We start from the raw sequence: 25,974 nt of genomic DNA on the forward strand, positions 1-25,974 counted from the left end.
GTTGCCCGCTGTCCAGGTTCAGTCCAGCACGAAGATCGGTTTGTGCCCGGCGCGCTCCGAGGTGAGCACGTCAGGCAACTCGTCCCAGGCGTAGATCCCGCTGGTGACCAGTTCTGGGTGCAACACTCCGGCGGCCACCGCCTCGAGCACCGGCGTCATGTTCGGCCGCGCGTGACCCTTCCCGTTGTGGAAGTGCACACCGCGCAGATACAGCTGCAGCATCGGCAGCGCCACATCGGCAAAATAGATGCCCACGCTGTTGACGTAGCCTTCGGGCATCACCGAGGTCAGCGCCTTACGCAGCCGGTCGGGATCGGCAGAGGCATCGACCGCAAGGTGGAAGTTCTTCTCTCGCTTGCCATTGATATCGGCGACCTCTGCGCCGAGTCGTTCCGCGACCGCCATGCGAACGGGATCGTCGTCGTAGTACACCGTGCGCCCGCCGGCGCAGTGCACGGCGACGTCGACGCAATAGAGCCCTATCGAACCCGCGCCGCCGAAGACGGCGACCTGCGGATCGGCGATACCCGTGATCGTCGGCATCACGGATTCCCAACCGAGAGCGAGGTTGTCACCGATGGAGGCGAGATGCACCGGATCGATGCCCGCCGGCAGGGACGCAAGGTTGTAGTCGGCAAAGGGCACCCGGATCAGTTCGGAGAAGGTGCCACCCCATAAGCCGTTGATGGGCAGGCCGTACTGTGCTTCACCGAGTTCGAGGCAGCGGGCGGGGTGCCCAAGTCGACACTGCACACACGTACCGCAAGCGATATGCCAGGCCACCCCGACGATGTCACCGACGGCGACCTGTGCGCAGGCGGAACCGACCGCGACGACGGTGCCGACACATTCATGGCCGAGCGCGAACGGCCCGACGCCCGAGAACGGGGTCTTGTCCGCGATGACGTGGTGGTCCAGGTCGCAGGTCGTGGCGGCGAGTGGGCACACCAGCGCGTCGGTGGGTTCCACGATGACCGGGTCGGCCACATCGTCGAAGCGCAACCTGCCGGGTTCGACGAACATCAGGCTTCTCACGACAACCTCCTTATAACGATCGTTATAGACACGGCGAGAGTAAGCTATAACGATCGCTATAGCAAGGAGTCGTGATGGCCGCCGATCGTCGAGGACGCCAACGTCTGGTCGCCGGAGCGGCCGACCTGATCAGCCGGCGCGGGCTGAATGCTGCGAGTGTCCGCGAACTCGCCAAGCACACCGAGGCGCCACTCGGGTCCACCTACCATTACTTCCCCGGCGGGAAGTACGACATCGCGACCGCGGCGGTGCAGTGGGCTGACGATCTCACCGCCCGCGCACTTGCCGACGAACTGGAGGCAGGACCGGTCGAAGGCCTGCGCGCCTTCCTGTTGATGTGGCGAAAGGTGGTTGTCGACAGCGACTTTCATGCCGGATGCCCGGTGCTCGCCGTCTCGGTGGAAGATCTGCCCCACGAGCATTCCGCCCCGCGCACCGCCGCGGCCGCCGCTTTCTCCCGCTGGTCAGATCTGCTGGTCGACTCGTTGACCCAATCCGGGGTGCAGCCGGAATCCGCCAAACAGTTGGCCACCCTGGCGATCGCGGCAGTCGAGGGCACTGTTGCGATTTGCCGCGCGCAGCGCAGCATCGATCCACTCGACGAAGTCACTGCAGTATTGACTCGGCTTGTCTCACAGGCGCTGCCGCGATCTGACCGCTGAGACCGCCTCAGAGCGTCTACCTCTACACCGCTGCCAGCATCGCCTTGAGCTCGGAGCGACCATCTGCATCCAGCGGCAACAGCGGAGCCCGCGGATCGCCGACATCGGTGCCGAGCAGATCCAACCCGGCCTTCACCGTGGTGGGTAGACCACCGGCAACGATGAACCGCAGCAGCGGGGCGAGGTCGTCGTAGATCTGCTGCGCGCGATCCAGTTCACCGGCTCGTACCGCCGCGTACAGGTCCAGGCACGGTTGCGGCCGCAGGTTCGGTGCCGCGGTGCACCAGCCGGAGGCACCTTCGGTCAGTGCGTCGAGCACCAATGGGTTGCTGCCGTTGTAGAACGGCAACTCGCCACCGGAGAGCGCCTTGATGCGCTGCATACGACCCAGGTCGCCGGTGGATTCCTTGACCATCCGCACATTCTCGATATCGGCGAACATCTGCACCAGCAGTTCGGGACTCATGTCGACGCCACTGGTGGCCGGGTTGTTGTAGACCATGATCGGCAAGTCCACAGCGGCGGCGACACTGGCGTAATGCTGCGCGATCTCGCGATCGGTGAGCTTCCAGTAGGACACCGGCAGGATCATCAAGGCGTCGGCGCCGGACTGCTGTGCATGTTGGGCGCGGCGAATCGTGTTGGCGGTGGTGAGATCCGACGCGCCGACGATGACCGGGACACGACCGGCGACGACGTTCACGGTCGTGTCGACAACCGTGTCGAACTCGGCTTCGGTGAGATACGCCGATTCCCCGGTGCTGCCGAGTGGCGCGATGGCATGAGCCCCGGTGGCGACCAGATGTTCGACGAGTCCGGCCAGCTTCGGCGTGTCGATGGCGCTGCCGCCGGCGGTGAACGGAGTGATGGGGTAGGCGATGATGCCTTCGATTTTGCTCATGTGTCTGCCTTTCAGTGGCTGAGGGTGTCAGGGTGGGCAGCAAGCGCCCTGCGGGCGTAGTAGGCAAAGTTCGCCTGGCTGCGTTTGGGGGTCAGCGTCCAGTCGTGCGCCTCCCGCGCAAGCCGATCAGGCAGCGGTGCAATGGTTCCCGCCGCCATGGCCGCCAACTGGAGCTTCGCGCCGCGTTCGATCAGCATGGCCAACGAGCAAGCCTCTTCGATGCTGGCGCCGGCGGTCACATGGCCGTGATGGGCGAGCAGGATCGCCTTCTTGTCGCCGAGTGCCGCCGAGATGATCTCGCCCTCCTCGTTGCCCACGGGCACGCCGGGCCAATCGGGCAGGAAGGCGCAGTCGTCGTACAGTGGCGCGATATCCATCTGCGAGACCATCAGGGGCACCTCGAGCATCGACAGCGCGGCCACGTGGAACGGGTGGGTGTGCACGATGCAGTTCACATCCGGACGAGCGCGGTAGATCCAGGAGTGAAAGCGGTTGGCGGGGTTGGCCATACCGTCGCCGTCGAGGACGTTCAGGTCCTCGTCGACGAGGAGCAGATTGGCCGCGGTGATCTCGTCGAACCCCAGACCGAGGCGCTGGGTGTAGTAGGTGCCGGGCCGTTCGGCGCGGGCGGTGATCTGGCCGGCCAGACCCGAGTCGTGTCCGGCGTCGAAAAGCGCGCGGCAGGTGAGGGCCACCTTCTCGCGGGCGGTCAGGGCGGACTCGGCAATATTACGGTCGAGGCCGTCCTGCGCGCGGCGCATCAGGTCAGCCTTGGAATCCTGCAGGGTGCCGGTCATCTTCGATTCTCCTCTCATGATGACACTGAGGCAACCATAGGACACTTTGTGTCATATCGTCAATGCGGTAACCTCAGTTCCGTGAGTGGCTTGCTACGTGCGGTACGGCAGCAGCGCGGAATGACGCTGGACGAGGTGTCGGCGTCGACAGGACTGACCAAGAGTTACCTGTCCAAGGTGGAACGCGGCCAGAGTGTTCCGTCGATCGCTGCGGCGCTGAAGATCTCCCGCGCACTCGACGTCGACGTGGCACAGCTGTTCTCCGACGACGCCGAAGCCGGGACCCTGACTGTCGAACGCGCCACGGACCACGGCTCAGATCGTCACCACGCCATCGCCGCAGGCATGCTGGGCAAGGCCATGTCACCATTCGTGGTACGCCCGGGCCGGCAGTTCGCCGCGCACCCGCATCCGGCCCATCCGGGTCAGGAATTCGTCTTCGTGCACCGCGGCGCGGTGGAGTTGAACCATGACGGCCGGATCGTGGCTCTCGACACCGGCGACTGCGCCTACTTCGACGCCTCGGCTGCACACAAATTACGGCAGATCGGCGACGACACCGCCGAGGTCGTGGTGGTGGCCTACAGCGCCCCGGGTCGGCGATAGGTTTCGCGGCGAGCTACCTCAGTCCAGCCGAAACCCGGTCAACGACAGCTCGGCTGAAGCCAGGGAGATCCTGCCGCGCAGGTACCCCGCGTGCGGAGCCATCGCGTCCGCGCCGACGATGGACAGGACGATGTAGTGCCCCACCCCCGCCGCACGCACGGCGGCGGCCAGGTTCGACGAGGCCTGCTCGAAGAATGCCTGCGCCGAGTCCTCGGGGGTGGCAGAGTTGGCGACGTCGATCACGGCGTCGGCGCCCGCCAGCGCCCCGCCAGTCCGTCCCCACTGAGCAGGTCGACGCCCGTCGCGCGGGACGCGGCGACCACATGATGACCGACGGCGGTCAGCAGTGGTACGAGTTGCCGCCCGATCAGGCCGGTGACGGTGATGTTCAGATTTGTGTCCATGGCTCTACGCTCGCAGCTGGGCAGCTCTGAGGCGTCCTTGAGAATCCGTAGTCGTTTGGCGCGGCACCGCTGCCGGACTAGACAGGCACCTCGATATCGGTCCACCATGGCGTCTTGTGCAACTCGGTGCTGAACAGGTTCGACTCCGCCTTGAGCGCACGCACCAGCGATTGCCGGGGCACCTCGGTGTTGTCCTCTCGACTGCCGTGGCGGCCGTCCAGCGTCGACAAGAGCGTGACCAGGCGTCGGCTCTCGACAGCATCCCCGATACCGCGATGAACGAATTTGTCCCACAACGTCTTCGGAGTGGCATTCAGACTGCCGTGGTGCCCGACCTTGTAGATGTTGGTATGCGCCAGATCATGGAGCACCTGATCGGCCTCCACGCGGTCGACGTCGAAGAGCACCCAGCTCCAATTCTCGATCTGGGCGTCGCCGGGGAACACCAGCAACGACTCACCGATCCGTATCTGCAGGATGACGCTGGTGTTGTTCAGCGAGGAATCCATTGTCCGCAGCAAGGACAGCATGTTGTCGGCGTGCGCACGGTCGATTCGCGGCGTCAGCCAACGCGCGGCCTGCGGCACACCGTCGACAGTCGTGTCGAACAGCGACGGCAACTCTTCGCAGGCAGCATCACCGGCCTGAGCCGCCTGGGACCAGTTGGACGCCAGATGCCAGAACTCCCTGTTGATCTGAGATTGTCGCGCCAACGACGGCGCGACGTCCAACGTGGGCGGCCCGAGAACCTTGATGGTGACCTCGGGTAACAAGTCGTCGTCGGTGAGTTCGTCGCCGTATTTCACATACCGGCCACGGTCGTCGCCGGCCATCGTCTGCAGGCAGTCGACGGCCTTCCGGTTGGAGATGTTCTTCTCACCGAGGAACTGCAAACGGGCACCGACCCCATCGGGAAAGCGATGCAACGCATCCATCTTCGATGATGCCGCGGTGATACCGGCAGCAAAAAGCTGCATGTCCCCCATGGTGCCGACCAACTGCCGATGCGTCACCGGCGCCTTGGCATCGGTGGGCAGCCTCGGATCCTCGGTCCAGGGCTGCACCACGCGACACGGCATGAGCTCCCTGATGATCCGGCCCGCCGTCTCACGCCCGAATCCGCTGATGTGGTCGGCGTGGCGATGGGTGGCCACCACCATCTGCAGCAGCCCGCCCGTGATCGACTTGTCGTCATTGGCGCTGCGCCCCAGTACGACATCGCGGATGTCTTCGGCGACGCGGTCCATGTGATCCTTGGGAGAATCGCCGGGCAGCTCGGTGGATCCGAAGTCGATCAGGATCGCACGCCGCATGGCATCGTCGTAGTCGATCCACAGCAGCACACAGTCGCCGAAGCCCACGTTGTACGCCCGGATTCCGGCCCTCTTGATGTTGTGCGTCACCACTCCTCCAAAGCTCCTCGTGCGCGCCGGACCAGTTCGGCGGCAGCGGCCGCCGGACTTTCGGCAGCGTTGCGGTCACGGTGTCTCGCCGCCAACGCGTGCACGCTGCGTGGTCCATCGGTGAGACTTCTGGCCTGATACAAGTAGGTGATCCGGGCATCCCACCGCCGAATGCGCCGTTGTCGGTCGGGCGTCGGGCTCGGGTCGACTGCGAGCGGGCTGGGCAGTTTGTCGGAGATCTCGAACTTGAGGTCGCCGTACTCGTCGAGGATCAACGTCGAGCCCCCACGCAGCTCGATCTGGGTGTCGGGGTCGAGCTTCGGCAACGGTGCCAACCCGTAGGCGGGCAGTTCCCCGGCAGCGATCTTGAGGTACTGCGTGCACTCGACGACGGTTTCGCGAACCTGGAACCCGTCGTCAGGGGTGCTCCGGACACACGGCCGCACACTGGTGATCCTGGTGAACGCCTGCGGATTCAGATGCAGGTTGTCACGGTTGCTCCAGACATGCCGGAACATCTCGGTGTCATCGGTCTGCAGCGCGGAGAAGTGCACCCCGCTACGTTCAAGATCAGTTGCCGTGTCCGGCGGCAGCCAACATCCGTCGTCGTCCTGAGAAGTACCGACGATGCCGTACGCGGCCATCTGCTCGCGCAGCGTGGCCCGCAGCTGGTAGCGGGTGTCGTCATTACGAACCTCGCGGTCGGCCGTCAACATCGCACGCAGGAAATCGGCGAAGGTGACGTGGATGGGCGGTGTGTAGTCGATGGCCCGGACGGTCATGGTCAGCAGCAGATCGGCGATATCGGCGCCCTGCTCGACCAGGATCTTGCGCGGAATCCGGGTGTCGTTGCCGGGAAACAGCTCCTCCATTCGTCTTTCCCAAGACACCAACAACGTGCGCATGACGGCGCCGACGAGCACCTCACCTCGCCGGTGCACCTCGTGGAACTCGGGTCGATCCAGCAATCGGGTGTCCGGATCGATGTCGACCGAACGACGAAGGGCGTTGACGTGGCTCAGATTCTCGCCGAGCCCGAACAGATCCGTCTCGGCGAGCCGCTTGGGATCGAACACCGATTTGTCGATGAAGGCACGGTCGTTGTCCGGATCGACAAGGTACTCGACCGCCTCCTTCAAGGAGAACACCGACAGCAGCGCGACGATGTCGGCGAAGGCCTCGTGAAACGCCGCCTGATCCGGTGATGATGGCGAGATGAAGCTGCCGCGTAACCCGTCCAGCAGCGCGTGTGTCGTCTCATGGGCCACGACATCGTGGGACAGGCACAGGTAGGTGTTCGCGGCGCTGGGCCCGCGACGGATGTAGCCGAACAGCAGCGCCTCGGCCTCAGGAGAATAGAACGCATTCGCATCCTCGAATGCATGTGGCACCACCTTGAGCTGGTGCCCGCGGATTCCCCACCGCACGCGCCGGCCCAGCGCGGACTCGAAACGCCGCAGAGTTCTGGTGACGATTGCGTACACGTTCCAGGCATGAAATGCCGGATCGTTCAGTATGTCGTCACGCTTCTGCCAGCGCGGCGGACCGTGTTCCGCCGAGGCCGACCGGTACATCCGGCGGGCCGTGGCATCGTAATCCACCACGTAGAGCGCCGATCCCATCGGACCGTCGACAAGGTCCTCTCTGGGCAGCTGCACCTCGGCGGTCAAGACCTTGCCGTCTCGTTCGACGTTCGGATCCTGCACGACGATGGTGACACTGCAAAAGTCCGGGCTCACCATGAGATCACCCCGGCGAACGGACCGCCCGGTTCGCCAACCCAGTCGGTGCGGTCCAGGAACACCACGTCTGCGGGGAGATTCGAACCATAGTCAGGGTCTGCCTCACAGCGGAGCGCGACGCTTCCGTGCACCACCGCCCCGGGTGGGAGTCGGCGACGCCGGCCGATGGGCGGCGTGCCTGCCAGGCGGCCACGCCACTCCATCCGGCTGATCGCGGCGTGTGCATCGCTCTCGGACATCGTGAACCGCGCCGCGTATTCCTGTTCGCGGATACGCAGGCCGGCGGCGGCCGCACCGTCGAGCACCCAGCGCATGGCGATGTCACCCAGCTGCGGGTTGTCGGGGAAACCACCTCCGACATCGGAATGCACGCCGGCGAACCACACCTCTTCCATGTCCGGAAATCGTTGTCCGACAGGGGGGAACTTGAGTAGGTATGGCTTGAAGGGCCGACGCGTCTCGTCGATCGAGACCGCATGTCGTACGGTTCGGGCATTCACCAGTTGCCGCGTCCACGGCCATTTGAAGTCCGGTCCGATGAAACTGGTGGCCTTCACCGTGTCGAATAGCCCGAGATAGTGGACCGGGCAGGCGACGGTCTCGCCGGGAGTCGGTAGCGCCAGCGCATCGGCAAAGCGGTTGATGCGCGGCCATCCCTCGGGGCCGGACAGATCGGAATCGCCGGGGTTGCGGGCATACACGCGTATGGCATATGGCACCAGATTCTCCGACCCCGGTCGCAACAGTCCCACCGACTTCAACAGACCGCAGAGTGCCCGCGCGGTGAACGCGCCCCGACTGAAGCCGAAGATGTAGATCTCGTCACCGGGCTCCCAGGTGCGCATCAGGTAGCTGTAGGCCTCGGCGATGTTCTGCCGAATCCCATGTCCCAGTGCGAGTCCACCGAGCACCGAGAGCTTTCGACCGACCGCGCTCCAAGCACCGGCGGCGGGCAGCGTGCCGACGCCCGGGTCGTAGAACACCTGCTGTCGAGTCGGGTCGCTCAGTTCCAACAACTCGACGATCTTGAAGATATTGGTGACGCCCTGCGCCTTGACCTCATTGGAGGTGCCATCCAGACAGATCACGATGTTCTTCATCGCTGCTCCTTCGACGAGTCGATGGAGCCACGGTAGGAATCGGTGCGCGTGGCGAATCGAGTAATACGGTACTTAATTTGCGTACCCGTCGAAATCGAGTACCGCGCTACTCAAGCCGGTGTAGCCCGGGTTGCCGACACTCGATGCAATCGGACAGAAATCTGCCACAGGGGGTTGCGGTGACCGAGAAGATCTTGCCTACGAGCGCACCATCGTCGTTCAGGAGACGCCGTTCTGGTGCGGGCCTGCATCCACCCAGATCGTCCTGAACTCCCGCGGCGTCACCGCCACTGAACGCGATCTGGCGCGCGAAATGGGCACCACCACAGCGGGAACTGACTTCATCGGACTGATCGAGCGGGTCCTGGACACGAAGATCGCCGAGGCCAGGTACACGTCGGTCGACATGCCCGACGATCCACCGAGCGCCGGCCAGAAAGAGAAGCTGTGGCGTGACGTCGTGGACTCGATCGACAGCGGATTCGGCGTGGTGATGAACTGGGTGGCTCCGCCGTCGAACTACCCGCGTGGTGTGAAAGGGAGCGCTTCGCCGGAGTACCGGGGCGGGACGAAATATCACTACGTGGCCTGCATGGGGTACGACGACACCCCTGGCCAACGTGCGCTGTGGATCGCCGACAGCGGCTTCCGGCCCTTCAACTACTGGATCAGCTTCGAGCAGGCCGCGACGCTGATCCCGCCGAAGGGCTACTGCTACGCCGATGTCGACGTCAATCCGTCCGCTCCCCAGGCGCCGCAGGATCTGGTCGCCGAGACTCTGATGAGGGCGATGGGCGGCACGGTGTCCTTCGATCGTTATCGCGAACTGCTACCGGCCGTCGGTCAGGCGCTACAGCAGTCCCAATGCACCACACCCGACCGGATCGCCATGTGGCTGGCCCAGATCGGACACGAATCCGGTGGGTTGAAATACATGGAGGAGATCGCCGACGGCAGCGGCTACGAGGGACGCACCGACCTGGGCAACATCCACCCCGGCGACGGCCGGCGATACAAGGGCCGCGGCCCGATCCAGGTCACCGGCCGGCACAACTACACCAAGCTGTCGGAGTGGGCGCACGCCAAGGGCCTGGTGCCCACCCGGTCCTTCTTCGTCGACGAACCGGAACAGCTGGCAACAGACGAATACAGCTTCCTCGGTGCGGTCTGGTACTGGACGGTCGCCCGGCCCGAGCTCAACTCGCTGGCCGATGCCAACGACATCGATCGGGTTACCCGAGGGATCAACGGCGGCCTCAATGGCCTTGAGGACCGCAAGCTGCGCTGGCAGCGCTGCCGTGAAATAGGGACTGCACTAACGACTTTGACGACCTCGACAGGAGATATCACCATGGCCGATGCACAGGAGATCAAGAACGTGACCGCGGGCACCGCGGCCAACGGCTGGCCGTTCACGTGGCGGTTCGCCTTCTCACGGCACCCCCGCGAGTTCAACGAGATCGTCAACGACCCGGATCGCGGCCCGTGGAACCGCCGGCAACCCGACGGTACCGAGCACGCCGGGCATACCGACGCATTCGAGCAGATCGTGCCGATCAACGAGCAGATCGCCTGGCGCCACGAGTTTTCCGACGGCGTGGTGCGCGACTCCGGCGACGTCCTGCTCGAGTTGATGGAGTTCGCGATCCAGTGGCGCACGGCAAACGAACTGCCCACGAGCGCGTTCCTCGAGCCGGTCACGCCACGTACCAACGGCCACGCCCCACGCACACCACGCAAGCGGCCGGCCGCCAAGGCACCAGCGAAGAAGGCACCCGCGAAACGTCCTTCGCGATGACCGATTTCGGTGACGTGCTGGCCGACATCGGCGGCGTCCGCCGAGTTCGGCACGCCTGGTTGACCTTTTCGGGAACCTGGGCGCCACCGGGCACCGGGTACAGCTCGTGGGTGGTGCAGAACGCCGATCCCGAGCTGGTCTTCGAGGTGCCGGTGCAGGCGCCGTGGTCGTTCGGTCCGGTCGACAGCCCCGACCCGATGGCGCCGTCCTACCGCCAGAGCGTCGCGACGGGAAAGCAGTGGGCGATCGACTGGATCAATCTGCACACCGATCAGACCTTCGGGCTGGGCGCCTACAGCCAGGGCGCACAATGCGCGGGCGAGGTCTATCAGGAGTTGCTTCCCGGCGGGCAGTTGGCGCACCGGTCGGACGATTTCATCGGCGGTTTCAGCTTCGGCGATCCGATGCGTCCGGCCGGGACGACCAGCGCCGGTGCGGCCGACCCCGGCGGCGCCGGCATCAGCCCCGACCGCATCGAGAACCCCGACCCGCGCTGGTGTTACCTGGCCAACGGCCCGGCCAACGGAGCTGTCGGGATCGACCTGTACACCGCCACACCACTCAACGGGGCAGGCCGGATCATCCGCACGTTCTACTCGATGGGCGTCGAGATCGGCCTCGCGCCGACACCGGTGCCGATGGTCGAGGCCATCGCCCGCGGCGTGGTGCAACTGCTCGTCGAGCTCGGAGGACCGCTTGCCGGGCTCGGCGGTCTGGCCGCGTTGGGGCCGTCGGCCTTGTTGGCCGGGCAGCTACTCAGCAGCGCGACGATTCCCGCCCTTCCGAAGGCGGATACTCAAGGCCTCAACGTGTTCGACGCCATCGAGGCGGCGGTGCTGGCGCTCCAATTCGTCGCAGCCGGGACCGGACCGCATATCAGCTACGACACCACCGACGCGGTGCCCGGTGTCAACCACGTGGCGCATGCGGTGGGCCATGTGAATGCGGTGAGCGGCCGGGTCGCGGCGCGCACCGCCGCGTGACTACACCACGTACTTGAGCACCCCGAGCATCGCGTTCTCGTCGGCCGGTTCACGAGTGCAGTCCTGCAGTGCGGCCGTCAGCGCCGCGCCGTCCATCCCAGTGCCGATGAGGACCAGCTCGGTGCCGCGGCCCCGCTTACGGGTCAACCGCAGCGAGCTGCCCACCAGCTGGACCAGGAACCGTCCATTGGCCCCGAAATCCACGAAGCCCTTTACCCGGTACAGCCCTTCGGGGCGATCCTGCAACCACGAGATGAACCGGCGCGGGTTCACGGTGTCCTCGGAGCCGAACTCGACGCTCTGATACTCGGGGTGCTCGTGGCCGTGGTGATCATGCAGCAGTTCATCGAAGGACAGCTGTGCATGCGGCTTCCGGGCTCGGGGCGGGTCGATCAACAACTCCGGGTCGATCCGGGCGAAATCCGTGGGCAGCACCGGGACCCGCGGGTTGATCTCCCGGATGTTGGCGAGCACGTCATCACCGTCGGCATCACCGATCTTGTTGAGCACCACCAGATCGGCCACCGCCACCCCGTGACCCAACTCGGCCGGTTGCACCGCATCGACCACCAGCACCAGCCCCGCGTAGTGGAAGCGGTCGTCCTCGGCGGTGGCGATGGTGCGCGCCAGCACCGGCGGTTCGGCGACCCCGCTGGCCTCGACCACGATCAGGTCCAGCGCCGGCCGTACCGACGCCAGCTTGCCCAGCATCTCGGCGGCCTCCGACGCGTCCACCGCGCAGCAGATGCAGCCGTTGGACAGCGAAGCCATGGCGTCGACCTGTCCGGCCACCAGCATGGCATCGATGTTCACCGCGCCGAAGTCGTTGACCAGAGCCCCGATTCGCACCCCGCGGCTGTTGCGCAGCAGGTGGTTGAGCAGCGTGGTCTTACCGGCCCCCAGGAAACCGGCGATGGCCAGAACGGGCGTACTCATAACTCAAATCTCATAGCTCGGCTCCGGCTCGCTCCGCTCCTCGCTCGTACCTCGCTGCGATGCTCACTCGCCATCGCCTTCACTCAAGGCTTCACGGCGGCATGCAGCGCGACGATCCCCCCGGTGAGGTTGCGCCAGCGCACGGCGTCCCAGCCGGCCTCGGTGATCTGCGCGGCAAGTTCGGGCTGCGTCGGCCACGCCCGGATCGACTCGGCCAGGTAGACGTACGCGTCCGGATTGCTCGACACTGCGCGGGCCATCTGCGGCAGCGCCTGCATCAGGTACTCCTTGTACGCGGTGGCGAACAGCTTGTTGGTGGGTGTCGAGAACTCACACACCACCAGCCGACCGCCCGGGCGGGTCACCCGCGCCATCTCACGCAACCCGCCGACATGGTCGACGACATTGCGCAGCCCGAAGCTGATGGTCACCGCGTCGAAGGAGTCGTCGGCGAACGGCAGCCGGGTGGCGTCCGCGCCCACCTTGGGGACATCGCGCGACGCCCCGGCGGCCAGCATGCCGACCGAGAAGTCCGCGGCCACACACCACGCCCCCGAGGTGGCCAGTTCAACCGTCGACACCGCCGTCCCCGCGGCCAGGTCCAACACCTTGTCACCCGGGCCGATGCCCAGCGCCGAGCGGGTCTCTCGCCGCCAGAACCGGTCCTGGCCCAGCGACATCACCGTGTTGGTGATGTCGTAGCGGCGAGCCACAGCGTCGAACATCGACGCCACCTCATGCGGATCCTTATCCAGCGACGCCCTGCTCACCGGATTAAAACTACCTGTGAGTCTCGGGGTTCCCGGAATGGGCCGCATCTGGTGACGTTGGTACCTGCAGAACAGCACACGAGAGGCACGTCATATGGCTGAGAAAATCTGGTTCATCACCGGCGCATCCCGCGGCTTCGGCCGGGAATGGACGAACGCCGCCCTGGAGCGGGGCGACAAGGTAGCCGCCACCGCCCGTGACACCGCGACCCTGGATGACCTGGTCACCAAGTACGGCGAGGCGCTGCTGCCGCTGCAGCTCGACGTCACCGACCGGGAGGCCGACTTCGCCGCCGTCGCGGCGGCCCACGCGCACTTCGGCCGCCTCGACGTCGTCGTCAACAACGCCGGGTACGGGCAGTTCGGGTTCATCGAGGAGCTCTCCGAGGCCGACGCCCGCGACCAGATCGAAACCAACGTGTTCGGCGCGCTGTGGGTCACCCAGGCCGCGCTGCCGTTCCTGCGCGCCCAGCGCAGCGGGCACATCATCCAGGTGTCCTCGATCGGCGGGATCACCGCGTTCCAGAACGTCGGGATCTACCACGCGTCGAAGTGGGCGCTTGAAGGTTTCTCCCAGTCGCTGGCCCAGGAGGTCGCGGGCTTCAACATCCACGTGACGCTGATCGAGCCGGGTGGCTTCGACACCGACTGGGCGGGGTCGTCGGCCCGGCACGCCACCCAGCTGCCCGATTACGCCGAGGCGCATCAACAGGCCGCCGAGGCGCGCGCCAAGCGCACCGCCAAGTCCGGCAACCCGCAGGCGTCGGCCGCCGCGGTCCTCAAGATCGTGGACGCCGAGCAGCCGCCGCTGCGGGTGTTCTTCGGCGAGATCCCGCTGCAGCTGGCCGAGGCCGATTACGCGCAGCGGTTGGCGACGTGGCGGGAATGGCAGCCGGTGGCGGTCGAAGCCCAGGGCTAATTCTTCGACCCGCGAGCGACCGCAGACTGCGACGCTACCCGGCGCGTCGCCGTGCAGACACGGTCGCTCGCGACTGCATGACAGCCTCGTAATGGCCCAGCAGCTGGTCGCAGACCGCCGGCCAGGTGCGGGTCAGCACACTGCGCCGGGCGGCGGCCGAGTAGCGGGCGCGTTCGGCGATCAGGTGATCCACCGAACCGGACAGCCGGTCGGTGAACTCGTCGACGTTGAGCAGCAGGCCGGTGTGCATCGGTGTGACGGTATCGCGCGGGCCACCGGCGTTCGGTGCGATCACCGGCACACCGGAGGCCATGGCCTCCTGCACGGTCTGGCAGAAGGTCTCGTGTTCTCCGGGATGGACGAACACATCCATGCTGGCGTAGGCCGCGGCCAGCGCCGGGCCGCGCAGTTCACCGGTGAAAACCGCTGTGGGCATCAGTGATTCGAGCTTGCGGCGGTCCACTCCGTCACCGACGACGACCACCTGCAGGTCATCGCGGGCGGCCAGTACCGCCAGCCGTTCGACGTGCTTCTCCGGGGCCAACCGGCCGACGAACCCGATCACCGGCGTGCCCGACGGCGACCACCGTGCCCGCAGCGACTCATCCCGTGCCGACGGCACGAAACCGGTGATGTCCACCCCGCGCCCCCACTTGTGCAGGCGCGGAACACCATGGGCTGCCAGACTTTCCATCGCAGACGTCGACGGCGCCAGGGTGCGGTCGGCCTTGCTGTGCAGGCGGCGGGTCCAGGCCCACGACGCCCGCGACAGCACGCCGACACCGTAGCTCTCGGCGAACCCGGCGACATCGGTCTGGAACACCGCGACCGTCGGCACCCCGAGATGGCGGGCGGCGTGCACCCCGCCCCAGCCGAGCAGCGCCGGCGAGGCCAGATGCACCACGTCGGGATCGAATCCGCGCAGCACACCGACGATCCGGGGCCGCGGCACACCCAGCGGCAGCGAGGTGACCTTGGGGAACATGTGCGACGGCACCCGATGTACCCGGACACCGTCGTGCACCCGATCGGCGGGAGCTTCACCGCGCGGGGTGTCCGGGGCGATGACCAGCACCTCGTGCCCGGTGCGGCGGAGATACTCGATCACCCGGAGCACCGAGTTGGTGACGCCGTTGACGTTCGGCAGGAAGCTTTCGGCAACGATTGCAACGCGCACGCCACGACTGTCTCAGTGGCGGTTGTCCAAACGGTTGCCAGCGGGCGTATGTCATGCGAACACCACGACAGCGGTACGGTGGTCTGCGTGCATCGAATGTTGGCTGTGCTCACCGGTTTGACGCTGCTGGTCACCGGCTGCACCAAGCAGATCGAGGGCAGCGCACAATCCGACCCGAACAAGCCGATGACGCAGCTCAGCGACGATGGCTACGGGTTGACCGCCGGGTTCGCCGATGCCCCGGTGCGCATCGAGATCTTCGCCGAACCCCAATGCTCACACTGCGCGGACCTGCAACGCGATTTCGGCGAGGACCTGCGTCATCACATCGGCATGGGACACCTGGCCGTCACCTACCGGCCGATGACGTTCCTGGAGACCGACGACTTCCACTACTCCGAACGCGTCAGCAACGCCCTGTTCGTCGCCGCCTCCGAGGGTGATACCCCCGCGGTGCCGTTCCAGTCGTTCGTCGAGGCATTGTGGGCCGACCAAGATCCGTCCGGGCGCGGGCCCAGCGATGAGGAGATGGCCGAAAAAGCCCGTGCCGCCGGGTTACCCGACGACGTGGCCCAACGCATCGAAGACGGCGAGGGCGCGGTGGACGCCGTCGAGATGGATGCGATGAACTACGACCTGCTGTACCTGGTCGATCCGGTGAACACCGGTACACCAACGGTTTACGACTTGACCAACGACGAGAAGCTGGACATCTACGACGAGGACTGGCTCGACAGGTTGATGTCGTCAGCCTGACCTCCGGCCGACTGACCCTGCCGCTCGTCGTCCATCCGGCGGGCGACGACGGCGACGACCAGCAGCGCGGCACCGGCGATGAGCCAGCCCAGCACCGCGATGGACGCGGCCGGGATGATGGCCAGCGCGGCGTTGCGGTCCTGGACCCGCACCAAATCAGGGTCGCTGCGGTCGTATTCGACGTAGATGCGCATCCCGGTGTCCAATTCGGACGGATACAGCACACCGAGTTCGGGCCGGTAGGTCACCCGGTCGGGAGTGACGAACTCGATGGTCGACCGGCGTGGCCCGGCGTCGAGCACCTCGGCGGCGGCCACCCCCATATCGCTCTCGATGCGCCGGTCGTTCTCCCACGCGCCGAGCACCAGCAGCACCGACTGGAACGACGCCAGCGCTGCCATCAACAAAATGCCCACCCGGACCCTGCGGATGACACGCTGCTGCCGAGTTTCGGTGCCATCACCGAACATTCGTGGCAGCCGGTGCCACAGCCTGATCAGCGCCGGCGGCCACTTCACTAGAGCGCCGCCCGGATGGCGGCGTGCAGTGCGCGCAGCGAGGACCGGTCGGCCTTGATCTCCAGCACCCGCATCCCGTCGAACGGTTTCTGCAGCACATCGGCCAGCGACTCGGCCTCGACCTGCTGGGTGGGCACGTGATAGGCCCGGCACAGCGCGGCGATGTCGACATCGTGCGGGGTGCCGAAGATACGCGAGGAGACATCGGAGAACCGCGGGTCCCCCTGCTCCAGCAGTTCGAAGATGCCACCGCCGTTGTCGTTGGACACCACGACGGTCAGATTGCGCGGTGTCGGCTCGGTGGGTCCGACCAGCAGACCGGAGCTGTCGTGCACGAAGGTCAGATCGCCGACCAGGGCGACCGTGGCGCCACCAGAGCGCTCATGTGCCAATGCCGCGCCGATGGCCGTCGACAGGGTGCCGTCGATCCCGGCCACCCCGCGGTTGGAGCGCACCTTGACACCGGGCCGGTTGAAACCGACCAGCGCGATATCGCGGACCGGGTTGGAGGCACCGAGCACCAGCTGATCACCGTCGCGCAGGCCGTCGGCCACCGCAGCCGCGACATGCATGCCGGTGGTGTGCGGATGTGCGTCGAGCTGGGCGCGCACCGCGGCGCAGGTGCGCGTGTTCAGGTCGGTGGTGCGCTGCAGCCAGGACGGGTCGGGGGTGCCTGCGGTAACTGCCCGGGTGCCGGTGGCCTGCGAGTTACCCGACACGTCCGGCCAGCGGGGGCCGGTGGTCAGCGCGAACACCGGGACCGAGGGGTCGGCCAGCAGATTGGACACCGTGCGGTGCAGGGTCGGCCGGCCCAGCATGATGACCTGCTGGGGCCGCAGCATCGGCAGCGCCAGCGGGTGCAGCGGGTTCTGCGCGGCCGGGGCGGTCGGCTCGGCGACAGTGGGCAGCCCGGCCAGATTCGGGTGGCTGCCGGCGCCGTGGCCGGCGATGACGACGGTGTCAGGGGTCAGGTCGATGTCCAGCGGCTGGTCGAAGCTGACCGGCGGGGTGTGCGTCCAGGAGCGGCCGTCGGGCCGGCCGGCGGGGGTCTCGGCACGGTCGTCGCGGTCGGGCACCAACGGCTCGCGCAGCGGGATGTCGAACTGCACCGGCCCGGCATTGGCACTGCGAGATCCCTTGGCGGCCACCAGAACCCGGCAGGTCGCCGAGCGCCACTGGGCGTTCAGCGCGGCCATGTCGGCATGGGCCTCGGCCAACCCGAGGCTGATACTCGCCCGCACCTGGTTACCGAAGTAGCCGAGCTGCTCCATGGTCTGGTTGGCGCCGGTGCCCAGCAGCTCGTAGGGCCGGTTGGCGCTCAGCACGATCAGCGGGACGCGCGCGTAGTTGGCCTCGACCACCGCCGGGCCCAGGTTGGCCACGGCGGTGCCCGAGGTCATCGCGATCGGCACCGGGGCCTGCCCCGAGACCGCCAACCCGATCGCCAGATAGCCGGCGGTGCGCTCGTCGATGCGGACGTGCAGCCGGATGCGGTCGGCACGGTCGGCGTCGTGCAGTGCGAACGCCAACGGTGCGTTCCGCGACCCCGGGCACAGGACCACATCGCGGACGCCGCCGCGAATCAGCTCGTCGACGACGATGCGGGCCTGGGTCGTCGAGGGGTTCACCCCGCCAGCCTATTGCCCGGCCAGCGGGAGTCGCTTGCCTGCCTGCGGCACCTCGGCGAAGAACTCCAGGATGGCCTCGTTGACGACCTCGGGGTGCTCGATGAAGCCCAGGTGGCCGGCGTCGGGAATCTCCCGGTACCGGGCACCCGGGATGGTGTCGGCGACCTCGCGGCTCAGGTGCGGTGCCATCAGCACATCGTCACCGAACCCGATCACCAGGACCGGGTTCTTGATGTGCTGGTAAGCGGGTAGCCGGTTGCCCTCGGGCGAGACGGCGAGCTGACTTTTCAGGCCCGGTGTGTACTTGGTGGGCCACATTGTGAACATCTCGGCCCAGTCCTGCACGGCACGGTCGTCGTTGAGGGTCTTCGGGGAGAAGTTCTCCATCAGCCGGATCTTGGCGTCATAGCTGGGTGGCAGGGTGACCCCGGCGTCGTGAAAGTCGCGTTCGGCCTTGTTGAAGATGTCGCGGGCCTTGTCGTGGCGGCCGCGGGTGGCCATCAGCACGGCCTGGCTGACCAGCTCGGGACGGGACACCATCAGCTCCTGCGCGATGAACGAGCCCATCGAGACCCCGACGACACGGACCGGTCCGCCGACCACCTTGGTGATCAGGCTGGCGGTGTCGGCCACCACCTGCTCGGTGGTGAATCCGCTGGCATTCTCGGTGGCGCCCACGCCACGGTTGTCGAAGGTGATGACGCGGTAACCGGCCCGCTGGAACGCCGGGACCTGATGCAGATGCCACGTGCGGCCGGCGCCGCCGCGGCCCGCGATGAACAACACCGGGTCGCCGGTGCCTCCTTTGTCGACATACGCGAGGTTCATCCGATCGAGGTTACTTGCGGGCGCGCACCCGCTTGATCGCCTGGTCCCAGAGCAGCTGGGTGCTGGCCTTGAGCGCAGCGGGTTTCAACATCTCACGGCCCATCAGCGCGGTGGCAGTCGCCTTGGTGGCGGCCGAGGCCTTGGACATGTGCCCCGAATCGAACGGCGGCTGCGGGTCGTACTCCATGGACAGCTGGATGGCCTTGGCCTTGGCGTCACCGGCGATCTGGCCGGCCAGCCAGAGCCCGAGATCGATACCTGCCGACACGCCCGCGGCGGTCACCACGTCACCCTGGTGCACCACCCTCTCGTCGCCGACCGGGGTCACCCCGAACGTCTTGAGCACCGGCAGGGCCGCCCAGTGCGAGGTGGCCCGTTTACCGTCCAGCACGCCGGCGGCGGCCAGGATGAGTGAACCCGAACACACCGAGGTGGTCCAGGTGGCAGTGCGGTTCGCCCGGCGCACCCAGTCCAGCAGCGCGGTGTCGCGGGCATGCTCCATGGTGCTGAAACCGCCCGGAATGAGGATGACGTCGGGTGAGGGTGTCTCGTCGAAGGAGTGGGTGGCCCCGACCATCAGCACTGCGGAGTCCGCGGCGATGGGTCCGGGCTGATGCCAGACGAAGCGGACCTCGGCATCGGGAAGCCAGCGCAGTGACTCGTAGGGTCCGATGAAGTCCAGGGCAGTGAACCCGGGGTAGAGCACGATGGCGATCTGCATTCTCTTCTCCTTTTATACGAAGGTCTTGCGGTATTGGTCGGGCGAGATGCCGACGCGTCGAACGAAGTTGCGGCGCATGGTTTCCGCGGTGCCGAAGCCGCACCGGGCGGCGATGACGGAGACGGTGTCGTCGGTCTCCTCGAGCTGACGCCGGACCGCCTCGGTCCGGATACGTTCCACGTAGCTGCCGGGTGCCTCGCCGACCTCATCGGTGAACACCCGGGTGAAGTGCCGCGGGCTCATCGCGGCGCGGCGCGCCAGTTCGGTGATGCTGTGCGCCGCACCGGGTTCGGTCTCAATGGACTCCTGCACCGCACGGATGGGTGCGCGTTTGGCCCGCGGCGCCCACACCGGGGCGGCGAACTGGGTCTGCCCGCCGGGGCGGCGCAGGTAGAGGACCAACCAGCGGGCGACGGTCTGCGCGATCTCGGTGCCGTGGTCCTCCTCGACGAGATGCAGGGCCAGGTCGATGCCCGCGGTGACCCCGGCCGCGGTCCACACCTTTTCGGAGCTGCGCACGAAGATGGGTTCGGGATCGACCGTCACATCGGGGTACTGGTCGGCCAGATGCCCGGCGGCCGCCCAGTGGGTGGTGGCCCGGCAGCCGTCGAGCAAACCGGCCTCGGCGGCCAGGAACGCGCCCGAGCAGACTGTGACGACCCGCCGGGCGGTCGCGGCCACCGTGCGGATCCATTCGACGGTCGCGGCGTCCTTGCGCACCGCTTCGGTGCCGAAACCGCCCGGGATGATCACCGTGTCGATCTCCGTGGTCGGATCAGGGAGGGGCACCGCGACAAATTCCAGGCCCGTCATGGTGCTGACAGGCGCGCCGTCGAGCGACACCAGCGCGATGTCGTAGCGCTCCGGACACCCCATCGCGACCAGCTGCAGGTTGGCGCCGGTGAACACGTCGAACGGCCCGGCGATGTCCAGCGCCTGCACACCGCCGAATCCGAGGATCACCACCGATCGCGTCACGGGTTTCATCGTGACCGGATTTGATGATGGCGTCTATGCCATGGACCCCACAGATCAGGACATGTCGGTGGTGGTGTCGATGCTGGGCGCATGCCGCAATACACCTATCGTGCCGAGTGGTCCCCCGATGACGACTCCTACCTCGGCCGCTGCCTGGAATTCCCCACGATATGGCGACGCGGGCCGACGGCCGCCGAGGCGATCGCCAACACCGAATCCGCCGTCATCGAGGAGGTCAGAACATCACTGGCCGACGACTGGCCGCTGCCCGAGCCACTGACCGACCGGCAGTACAGCGGGAAGTTCATGGTGCGGATGCCGACGTCATTGCACGCCAGCCTGGCCGTCGAGGCGGTTGAGCAAGGGGTGTCGTTGAATCAGTGGGTCCTGCACAAGCTGACGAACCGCCCTGTCGCGGATTTCTGAGAGTGTGCGCGCCGCCGCAGAATTTCTGGCCGCAATACCCCTACAGAAGTAATACCGCCGGTAGTACCGCTTCTACGGGGGCATTGTCGCTCCAAAATCTGCCGGCATCACAGCAGCGCGTGGCACTCCCGCACCCGCTCGATCCACCACTGCCGGCGATCCGCCGGGGCCGCCAAACACACCAACCGATCCGGGTCCGGCACCACCGGCCCCACCGGAAGGCATCCATCGACGGGGGGCGTCGCGTCCACCACGTCCTCGACGAACAACCCGCCGGTCCCCAGCCCGCAGGCATGCGGCAACTCCGGCAGACACCCGGCTGCCAGCAGCCCACGTGACATGCCGACCGCGGTGTCCAGCGCGCTCGACACCACCACCGGAATCCCGATCCGCGCCGCGACGACCAGCAACGGCGCCACCCCACCGAGCGGCGCGACCTTGACCACCGCGATATCGGCCGCCCCCAGCGCGACCACCCGGAACGGGTCGGCCGCCTTCCGGATCGACTCGTCGGCGGCGATCGGCACCGAAACCTGCCGACGCAGCGCCGCGAGTTCCTCGACGGTGGCGCATGGCTGTTCGATGTACTCCAGTTCACCGAGTGCAGCGGCCGCCTCGACCGCGGCCGGCACCGACCAACCGCCATTGGCATCCACCCGCACCGTCGGCACCAGCGCTCGCACCGCCTCGACGCGCGCGACATCGTCGGCCAACGTCTGCCCCGGTTCGGCGACCTTCACCTTCGCGGTCTGCGCGCCCGGGAACCGGGCCAACACCTCGGGCACCCGGGCCGGTTCGACGGCAGGCACCGTGGCGTTGACCGGGATCAGCGTGCGCTGCGGCGCGGGAGCCGCGCGATAGGCCGACTCGACCGCGGCGGCCAGCCAGTGCACGGCCTCGCTCGCCCCGTATTCGGTGAAGGCCCCGAACTCGCCCCAGCCGGCCGGGCCGTCGAACAGCGCCACCTCCCGCACGGTGATACCGCGGAAGCGCACCCGCATCGGCAGCGCGACGACATGCAGCCGGTCCAGCAGATCGTCGAGGGCCGGCAGCTCAGATGGTGGCGCGATCGCGACCCTCCCAATGTGGTTGCCGCAGATCCTTCTTCAGGATCTTGCCGGTCGGGTTACGCGGCAGCGCGTCGACGACATCGACGGACTTCGGGCATTTGTAGGCGGCCAGGTGCTCACGCGCCCAGGCGATCAGGTCGCTCTCGCCGACACCGTCATCCTGCAGTGCCACAACGGCTTTGACCGCCTCACCCCACTTCTCGTCGGGCACCCCGAAGACCGCGACCTCGACGACGGCCGGGTGCTCGGCCAGAATCCGTTCGACCTCGATCGAGTACACGTTCTCACCGCCGGTGATGATCATGTCCTTGATCCGGTCCTCGACAAACAGGTAGCCGCCGTCATCGAGCCTGCCGATGTCACCCGTGCGGAACCAGCCGTCGGCGGTGATCGCCTCGGCGGTGGCCTCCGGCTTGTTCAGGTAGCCCTTCATCAACTGCTTTGTACGGAACCAGATTTCGCCCTGCTTACCAGTCGGCACATCCTGCAGCGAGTCGGGGTCGACGATCCGGATCTCGACACCGTTGATCGGTGTGCCCGCGCTGATCAGTCGCTGCTGATCGTCACCGCGGTGATCGTCGGGACCCAACCGCGTTACCACCCCGCACACCTCGGTCAGCCCGTACACCTGCACAAAATCCGTGTCCGGCCAGGCCTTGAGCGCCTCCCGCAGCAGTGGCAGCGGCATCGGTGACGCGCCGTAGCAGAAGATCTTCAGCGCGCCGAACAGTTCGACCGCTTCGGGCCCGATCTGCAGCACGGACGCCAGCACCGCGGGCACCAGGAAGGTCCGGTTGGCTCCGGCCAGGATGCCCGCCGCCAGCGCACCACCCTCGATATCACGGGTCATATAGCTCGGCGCGCCGTAGAACAGTCCGAACTGCATATAGGACGTGCCGCCGACATGGAACAGCGGCATCGACACCAGGTTCTTGTCACCCGGTTGAAAAGGCCACTGGTCGAAGGCATTGACGGTGTGCGCGATCAGGTTCGCGTGGCTGATCGTGACGCCCTTGGGCCGGCCGGTGGTGCCCGAGGAGTACATCACCACCACGGTGTCATCGGTATGCGCATCCGGTGAGCGATGCACGGGATCGGCCGCGGCGAGGACGGCTTCATACTCGTCATCACCTTCGGGCTCGACCTCGATGATCTCGGTGACGCCGGGCAACCGGTCCCGGATCGATGCCACAGTGGGCAGGAACTCGGTGCCGACGAACAGCACCTTGGCGGCGGAATCGTTGACCACATAGTCGATCTCGTCGGCGGCCAGCCGAAAGTTGATGATCGTGGTCGCCGCCCCCAGCGAGGCCGCCGCCAGCGTCACCTCGACACACGCGGCGTGGTTCTTGTCCAGGAAGCCGACCACGTCGCCGCGGCCGACACCGCGTGCGCGCAGCGCACCGGCCGCCCGGCGGACCCGGTCGTCGAACTGCGACCAGGTCCAGGTGCGGCTCAGATAGGTGACGGCCTCGTCATCGGGTTTTACCGACGCCCAGTGCGCGACGCGCTCATCGAGAAACTGTGGCTCCGCCAGCTCAGACATGGACACAGCCTGCCATGACACCTATCAACTCAGGCGGGTTTCGGATGAACCTGGCGGCCCGCCAGGAAGGTGTGCGTGACGGTCAGGTCGGCGACCGCATCGGGGTCGACAGTCCGCGGATCGGCCGACAGCACAACGAGATCGGCGTACTTGCCGATTTCGATGGACCCGATCCGGTCATCGGCGAACAACTGGTAAGCGGCATCCAGGGTCTGCGCGCGGATCGCCTGTTCCACCGTCAGCCGCTGCTCCGGTGCCAGCACCCGTCCGCTCGGCGCCTTCCGGGTGGCGGCCACGCTGATATTGCGCAACGGCTCCTCCGGGGTGACCGGCGGATCGTTGTGCAGCGAGATGCGCATTCCGGTGGCCGCGGCTGACCCACAGGGCATCCAGCGCTCCCCGTGTTGCGGACCGAACAGACCGTCGACGATGACGTCACCCCAGTAGTGCAGCTGGTCGACGAACAGGCTGCAGGTCACCCCGAGCGCGTGGGCGCGGGCCAGCTGCGCATCGGTGATGGCGCCGACATGCTCGAGGCGTAGCCGGTGATCGTCGCGCGGGTGGGCACGAAGGGCCTCTTCGTAGACGTCGAGGATGGTGTCCACACCGTGGTCGCCCTGCACGTGGCAGGCCATCTGCCAGCCTTGCGGGTAGAAGGTGCCGACGATCTCGGCCAGCTGTTCCTTCGTGTAGTTGGCGTGCCCGCACGAGCCGGGCACCACCCCGATGCTGCGGGTGGCGTCGGTGTCCAGATAGGGGAAGGTGAGGTCGATGTTGCCGATCCACGGCGACCCGTCCACCCAGATCTTGATGCCGACCTGGCGCACCAGATCGTCACCGTCGAACGGTTGCGCGTCGGTATGCAGCGCGGCGGTGGACATCTCGTAGGTGCGCAGCCGGATGGTCAATTGATCGTGCAGGGCCGTGAGCATCGGCCGGAACATCGGATCGAACGCCATCTCCGAGCAGGTGGTCAGGCCGGCGCGATTGAGCTTGTCGCATTCGGCCAGCAGCATCGCCGGGTAGTCACCCACCGACACCGCACCGCCGATCAGCGGGAACACCGCGGCGGATTCCTCGGCGGTGCCGTCGAGATTCCCGTCCGCGTCGCGGCCGTACTTTGCACCCTTGGGATCGGGGGTGTCGCGGCTCAGCCCGACGGCGGCGGCGGCCGCGGAGTTGAAGAACGCCTTGTGCCCGGAGTTGTGCAGGATGACCAGCGGGGTATCGGCCACGCTGTCGAGCCATTGCAGCGTCGGCTCCGGCAACCCGGTCTGCAGCAGCGGATCCCAGCCGTTGAGGTAGGCGCCGTCGGCACCGCGCCGCGCCACCTCGGCGTGTACCGCGGCCACCACGTCCTCGGCACGTGGCAGCGTCACCGGCCGGATGTCGACCATCCGATCCGACAGTGCGATCGCCTCCATCAGCGGATGACCATGCGCCTCAACAAAACCGGGCAGCACACAGCCGCCGCCCACCGACAGCACCGTGGTGTCCGGCCCGATCCAGTCACCCAATTCAGCCTCGGCCAGGTCGACGGCGACGATCCGGCCGTCGGCGACCGCGAGGTTGCGTGCGGTGGGAAGACTGTCATCGACGGTGAGGATGGTTCCGGTGATCACAAGGTCGGCGGGTCCCGGCATGGCGCAAGGTTATCGCCCGGCCCGGAACTTTCGATGAAAAAAGATCTCGGCGGGTGTCGATTCTCATGAGCGTCCGTTCGACGTAAGCATGAGGGCACGAAATACGCGCCCCTGACCGAAGGAGAAACACGATGTCGCGCTACATGCTGATCATGCGGGTTGCCGATCCTGCCGCCGCCGAGGCCGCCATGGCGGGAATGGACTTCGACGAGATCATCGAGTCGATGGGCCGCTACAACGAGGAGCTCATCAAGGCCGGTGTCATGCTCGCCGGTGAAGGTCTCACCGAGCCCGAGGAGGGATTCGTCGTCGATTTCGCCGCTGATCCGCCGGTGGTGACCGACGGCCCGTACGCCGAGGCCAAGGAACTGTTCAACGGGTTCTGGATCATCGAGACGTCGTCGCCGGCCGAGGCCAAGCAGTGGGCGCTGAAGTGCCCGCTGGGCCCGGGCGTGAAGCTCGAGGTGCGCCGGGTCAGCGAGACCGAGGAGTTCGACCCGGACAACCCGTGGATCCAGAAGGAGATCCAGTGGAAGGCCGACCTGGCCGAGAAGGCGGCGGCGGCCGCGCGGGTGGCCGCCGGACGCTGATCAGCCGATGGCGCGGATCCGGATGGGTCCGCGCCAC

General features: G+C 66.7%; 27 protein-coding genes. 8 read left to right on the plus strand and 19 right to left on the minus strand.

Annotated features, from left to right (window positions below; all coding sequences use genetic code 11):
• Window positions 1-18 precede the first annotated feature (18 nt).
• Window positions 19-1,035 carry a zinc-dependent alcohol dehydrogenase gene (locus ACLBYA_RS04365; protein ID WP_447708125.1) on the minus strand — a complete coding sequence of 339 codons (1,017 nt, stop codon included), beginning with the start codon at window positions 1,033-1,035 and terminating at the stop codon, window positions 19-21.
• Window positions 1,036-1,109: 74 nt separating this feature from the next.
• On the opposite strand from ACLBYA_RS04365, the gene ACLBYA_RS04370 reads away from it, so the two are divergent.
• A complete protein-coding gene (locus ACLBYA_RS04370; RefSeq protein ID WP_447708126.1) occupies window positions 1,110-1,697 on the plus strand; it encodes a TetR/AcrR family transcriptional regulator in 588 nt (195 codons plus the stop codon).
• Between the two features lie 22 nt (window positions 1,698-1,719).
• Here the strand turns inward: ACLBYA_RS04370 and ACLBYA_RS04375 are convergent, their stop codons facing one another.
• Entirely contained in the window at window positions 1,720-2,598 is an 879-nt protein-coding gene (locus tag ACLBYA_RS04375; protein WP_447708127.1) for a dihydrodipicolinate synthase family protein, read from the minus strand.
• Between the two features lie 11 nt (window positions 2,599-2,609).
• On the minus strand, window positions 2,610-3,395 hold the full coding sequence (locus tag ACLBYA_RS04380; protein ID WP_447708128.1) for an aldolase: 786 nt from the start codon (window positions 3,393-3,395) through the stop codon (window positions 2,610-2,612).
• Between the two features lie 81 nt (window positions 3,396-3,476).
• On the opposite strand from ACLBYA_RS04380, the gene ACLBYA_RS04385 reads away from it, so the two are divergent.
• Entirely contained in the window at window positions 3,477-4,001 is a 525-nt protein-coding gene (locus ACLBYA_RS04385) for a helix-turn-helix domain-containing protein (protein ID WP_447708129.1), read from the plus strand.
• Between the two features lie 18 nt (window positions 4,002-4,019).
• Here the strand turns inward: ACLBYA_RS04385 and ACLBYA_RS04390 are convergent, their stop codons facing one another.
• The 5 genes from ACLBYA_RS04390 to ACLBYA_RS04410 form a co-directional block, all read right to left on the minus strand.
• The gene (locus ACLBYA_RS04390) at window positions 4,020-4,244 is read right to left on the minus strand and encodes a hypothetical protein (RefSeq protein WP_447708130.1); all 225 of its coding nucleotides are present in this window, start codon (window positions 4,242-4,244) and stop codon (window positions 4,020-4,022) included.
• Window positions 4,241-4,405, minus strand: coding sequence for a hypothetical protein (locus ACLBYA_RS04395; RefSeq protein WP_447708131.1), 165 nt, complete (start codon window positions 4,403-4,405; stop codon window positions 4,241-4,243). The genes ACLBYA_RS04390 and ACLBYA_RS04395 overlap by 4 nt, the downstream gene beginning before the upstream one ends.
• A gap of 77 nt (window positions 4,406-4,482) precedes the next feature.
• Window positions 4,483-5,808 carry a hypothetical protein gene (locus tag ACLBYA_RS04400; RefSeq protein ID WP_447708132.1) on the minus strand — a complete coding sequence of 442 codons (1,326 nt, stop codon included), beginning with the start codon at window positions 5,806-5,808 and terminating at the stop codon, window positions 4,483-4,485.
• A complete protein-coding gene (locus ACLBYA_RS04405; protein WP_447708133.1) occupies window positions 5,805-7,547 on the minus strand; it encodes a hypothetical protein in 1,743 nt (580 codons plus the stop codon). The genes ACLBYA_RS04400 and ACLBYA_RS04405 overlap by 4 nt, the downstream gene beginning before the upstream one ends.
• Window positions 7,544-8,650, minus strand: a complete 1,107-nt coding sequence (locus tag ACLBYA_RS04410; protein ID WP_447708134.1) for a DUF2235 domain-containing protein — start codon at window positions 8,648-8,650, stop codon at window positions 7,544-7,546. The genes ACLBYA_RS04405 and ACLBYA_RS04410 overlap by 4 nt, the downstream gene beginning before the upstream one ends.
• Window positions 8,651-8,861: 211 nt before the next feature.
• Here ACLBYA_RS04410 and ACLBYA_RS04415 point away from each other — a divergent pair, with 211 nt between their 5' ends.
• Both ACLBYA_RS04415 and ACLBYA_RS04420 read left to right on the plus strand, forming a co-directional pair.
• Window positions 8,862-10,448, plus strand: coding sequence for a C39 family peptidase (locus tag ACLBYA_RS04415; RefSeq protein ID WP_447708229.1), 1,587 nt, complete (start codon window positions 8,862-8,864; stop codon window positions 10,446-10,448).
• Complete coding sequence (locus ACLBYA_RS04420) at window positions 10,445-11,431, plus strand: hypothetical protein (RefSeq protein ID WP_447708135.1); 987 nt, start codon at window positions 10,445-10,447, stop codon at window positions 11,429-11,431. The genes ACLBYA_RS04415 and ACLBYA_RS04420 overlap by 4 nt, the downstream gene beginning before the upstream one ends.
• Here ACLBYA_RS04420 and ACLBYA_RS04425 read toward each other — a convergent pair whose 3' ends face one another.
• Both ACLBYA_RS04425 and ACLBYA_RS04430 read right to left on the minus strand, forming a co-directional pair.
• Complete coding sequence (locus tag ACLBYA_RS04425; RefSeq protein ID WP_447708136.1) at window positions 11,432-12,367, minus strand: CobW family GTP-binding protein; 936 nt, start codon at window positions 12,365-12,367, stop codon at window positions 11,432-11,434.
• An 83-nt stretch (window positions 12,368-12,450) separates the two neighbouring features.
• The gene (locus tag ACLBYA_RS04430; protein ID WP_447708137.1) at window positions 12,451-13,137 is read right to left on the minus strand and encodes a demethylmenaquinone methyltransferase; all 687 of its coding nucleotides are present in this window, start codon (window positions 13,135-13,137) and stop codon (window positions 12,451-12,453) included.
• A gap of 94 nt (window positions 13,138-13,231) precedes the next feature.
• On the opposite strand from ACLBYA_RS04430, the gene ACLBYA_RS04435 reads away from it, so the two are divergent.
• On the plus strand, window positions 13,232-14,056 hold the full coding sequence (locus tag ACLBYA_RS04435; RefSeq protein ID WP_447708138.1) for an SDR family oxidoreductase: 825 nt from the start codon (window positions 13,232-13,234) through the stop codon (window positions 14,054-14,056).
• A 34-nt stretch (window positions 14,057-14,090) separates the two neighbouring features.
• Here the strand turns inward: ACLBYA_RS04435 and ACLBYA_RS04440 are convergent, their stop codons facing one another.
• Window positions 14,091-15,233 carry a glycosyltransferase family 4 protein gene (locus ACLBYA_RS04440; protein WP_447708139.1) on the minus strand — a complete coding sequence of 381 codons (1,143 nt, stop codon included), beginning with the start codon at window positions 15,231-15,233 and terminating at the stop codon, window positions 14,091-14,093.
• A gap of 96 nt (window positions 15,234-15,329) precedes the next feature.
• On the opposite strand from ACLBYA_RS04440, the gene ACLBYA_RS04445 reads away from it, so the two are divergent.
• Window positions 15,330-15,989, plus strand: a complete 660-nt coding sequence (locus tag ACLBYA_RS04445) for a DsbA family protein (RefSeq protein WP_447708230.1) — start codon at window positions 15,330-15,332, stop codon at window positions 15,987-15,989.
• Here the strand turns inward: ACLBYA_RS04445 and ACLBYA_RS04450 are convergent.
• From ACLBYA_RS04450 to ACLBYA_RS04470, 5 genes are read right to left on the minus strand one after another with little or no spacing between them, the layout of a single operon-like run.
• Window positions 15,947-16,459, minus strand: a complete 513-nt coding sequence (locus tag ACLBYA_RS04450) for a DUF3592 domain-containing protein (protein ID WP_447708231.1) — start codon at window positions 16,457-16,459, stop codon at window positions 15,947-15,949. The genes ACLBYA_RS04445 and ACLBYA_RS04450 overlap by 43 nt on opposite strands.
• Before the next feature lie 47 nt (window positions 16,460-16,506).
• On the minus strand, window positions 16,507-18,135 hold the full coding sequence (gene menD, locus ACLBYA_RS04455; RefSeq protein ID WP_447708140.1) for a 2-succinyl-5-enolpyruvyl-6-hydroxy-3-cyclohexene-1-carboxylic-acid synthase: 1,629 nt from the start codon (window positions 18,133-18,135) through the stop codon (window positions 16,507-16,509).
• 9 nt (window positions 18,136-18,144) lie between these two features.
• The gene (locus ACLBYA_RS04460) at window positions 18,145-18,963 is read right to left on the minus strand and encodes an alpha/beta fold hydrolase (RefSeq protein WP_447708141.1); all 819 of its coding nucleotides are present in this window, start codon (window positions 18,961-18,963) and stop codon (window positions 18,145-18,147) included.
• A gap of 10 nt (window positions 18,964-18,973) precedes the next feature.
• Complete coding sequence (locus ACLBYA_RS04465) at window positions 18,974-19,684, minus strand: DJ-1/PfpI family protein (protein ID WP_447708142.1); 711 nt, start codon at window positions 19,682-19,684, stop codon at window positions 18,974-18,976.
• A 12-nt stretch (window positions 19,685-19,696) separates the two neighbouring features.
• The gene (locus ACLBYA_RS04470; protein WP_447708143.1) at window positions 19,697-20,662 is read right to left on the minus strand and encodes a GlxA family transcriptional regulator; all 966 of its coding nucleotides are present in this window, start codon (window positions 20,660-20,662) and stop codon (window positions 19,697-19,699) included.
• A gap of 90 nt (window positions 20,663-20,752) precedes the next feature.
• Between ACLBYA_RS04470 and ACLBYA_RS04475 the strand changes: the two genes are divergently transcribed.
• Complete coding sequence (locus ACLBYA_RS04475) at window positions 20,753-21,088, plus strand: type II toxin-antitoxin system HicB family antitoxin (RefSeq protein WP_447708144.1); 336 nt, start codon at window positions 20,753-20,755, stop codon at window positions 21,086-21,088.
• 107 nt (window positions 21,089-21,195) lie between these two features.
• On the opposite strand, the gene ACLBYA_RS04480 is transcribed toward ACLBYA_RS04475, so the two are convergent.
• The 3 genes from ACLBYA_RS04480 to ACLBYA_RS04490 are packed head-to-tail and all read right to left on the minus strand — an operon-like array spanning window position 21,196 to window position 25,347.
• On the minus strand, window positions 21,196-22,140 hold the full coding sequence (locus tag ACLBYA_RS04480; RefSeq protein ID WP_447708232.1) for an o-succinylbenzoate synthase: 945 nt from the start codon (window positions 22,138-22,140) through the stop codon (window positions 21,196-21,198).
• A gap of 1 nt (window position 22,141) precedes the next feature.
• Entirely contained in the window at window positions 22,142-23,704 is a 1,563-nt protein-coding gene (locus ACLBYA_RS04485; RefSeq protein WP_447708145.1) for a long-chain-fatty-acid--CoA ligase, read from the minus strand.
• Between the two features lie 29 nt (window positions 23,705-23,733).
• Window positions 23,734-25,347, minus strand: coding sequence for an amidohydrolase (locus tag ACLBYA_RS04490; RefSeq protein WP_447708146.1), 1,614 nt, complete (start codon window positions 25,345-25,347; stop codon window positions 23,734-23,736).
• Window positions 25,348-25,478: 131 nt separating this feature from the next.
• Between ACLBYA_RS04490 and ACLBYA_RS04495 the strand changes: the two genes are divergently transcribed.
• Window positions 25,479-25,937 (plus strand): YciI family protein, encoded by a 459-nt coding sequence (locus ACLBYA_RS04495; RefSeq protein ID WP_447708147.1) that lies wholly within the window; start codon window positions 25,479-25,481, stop codon window positions 25,935-25,937.
• Window positions 25,938-25,974 lie beyond the last annotated feature (37 nt).

The organism is Mycobacterium sp. C31M, assembly GCF_053345865.1.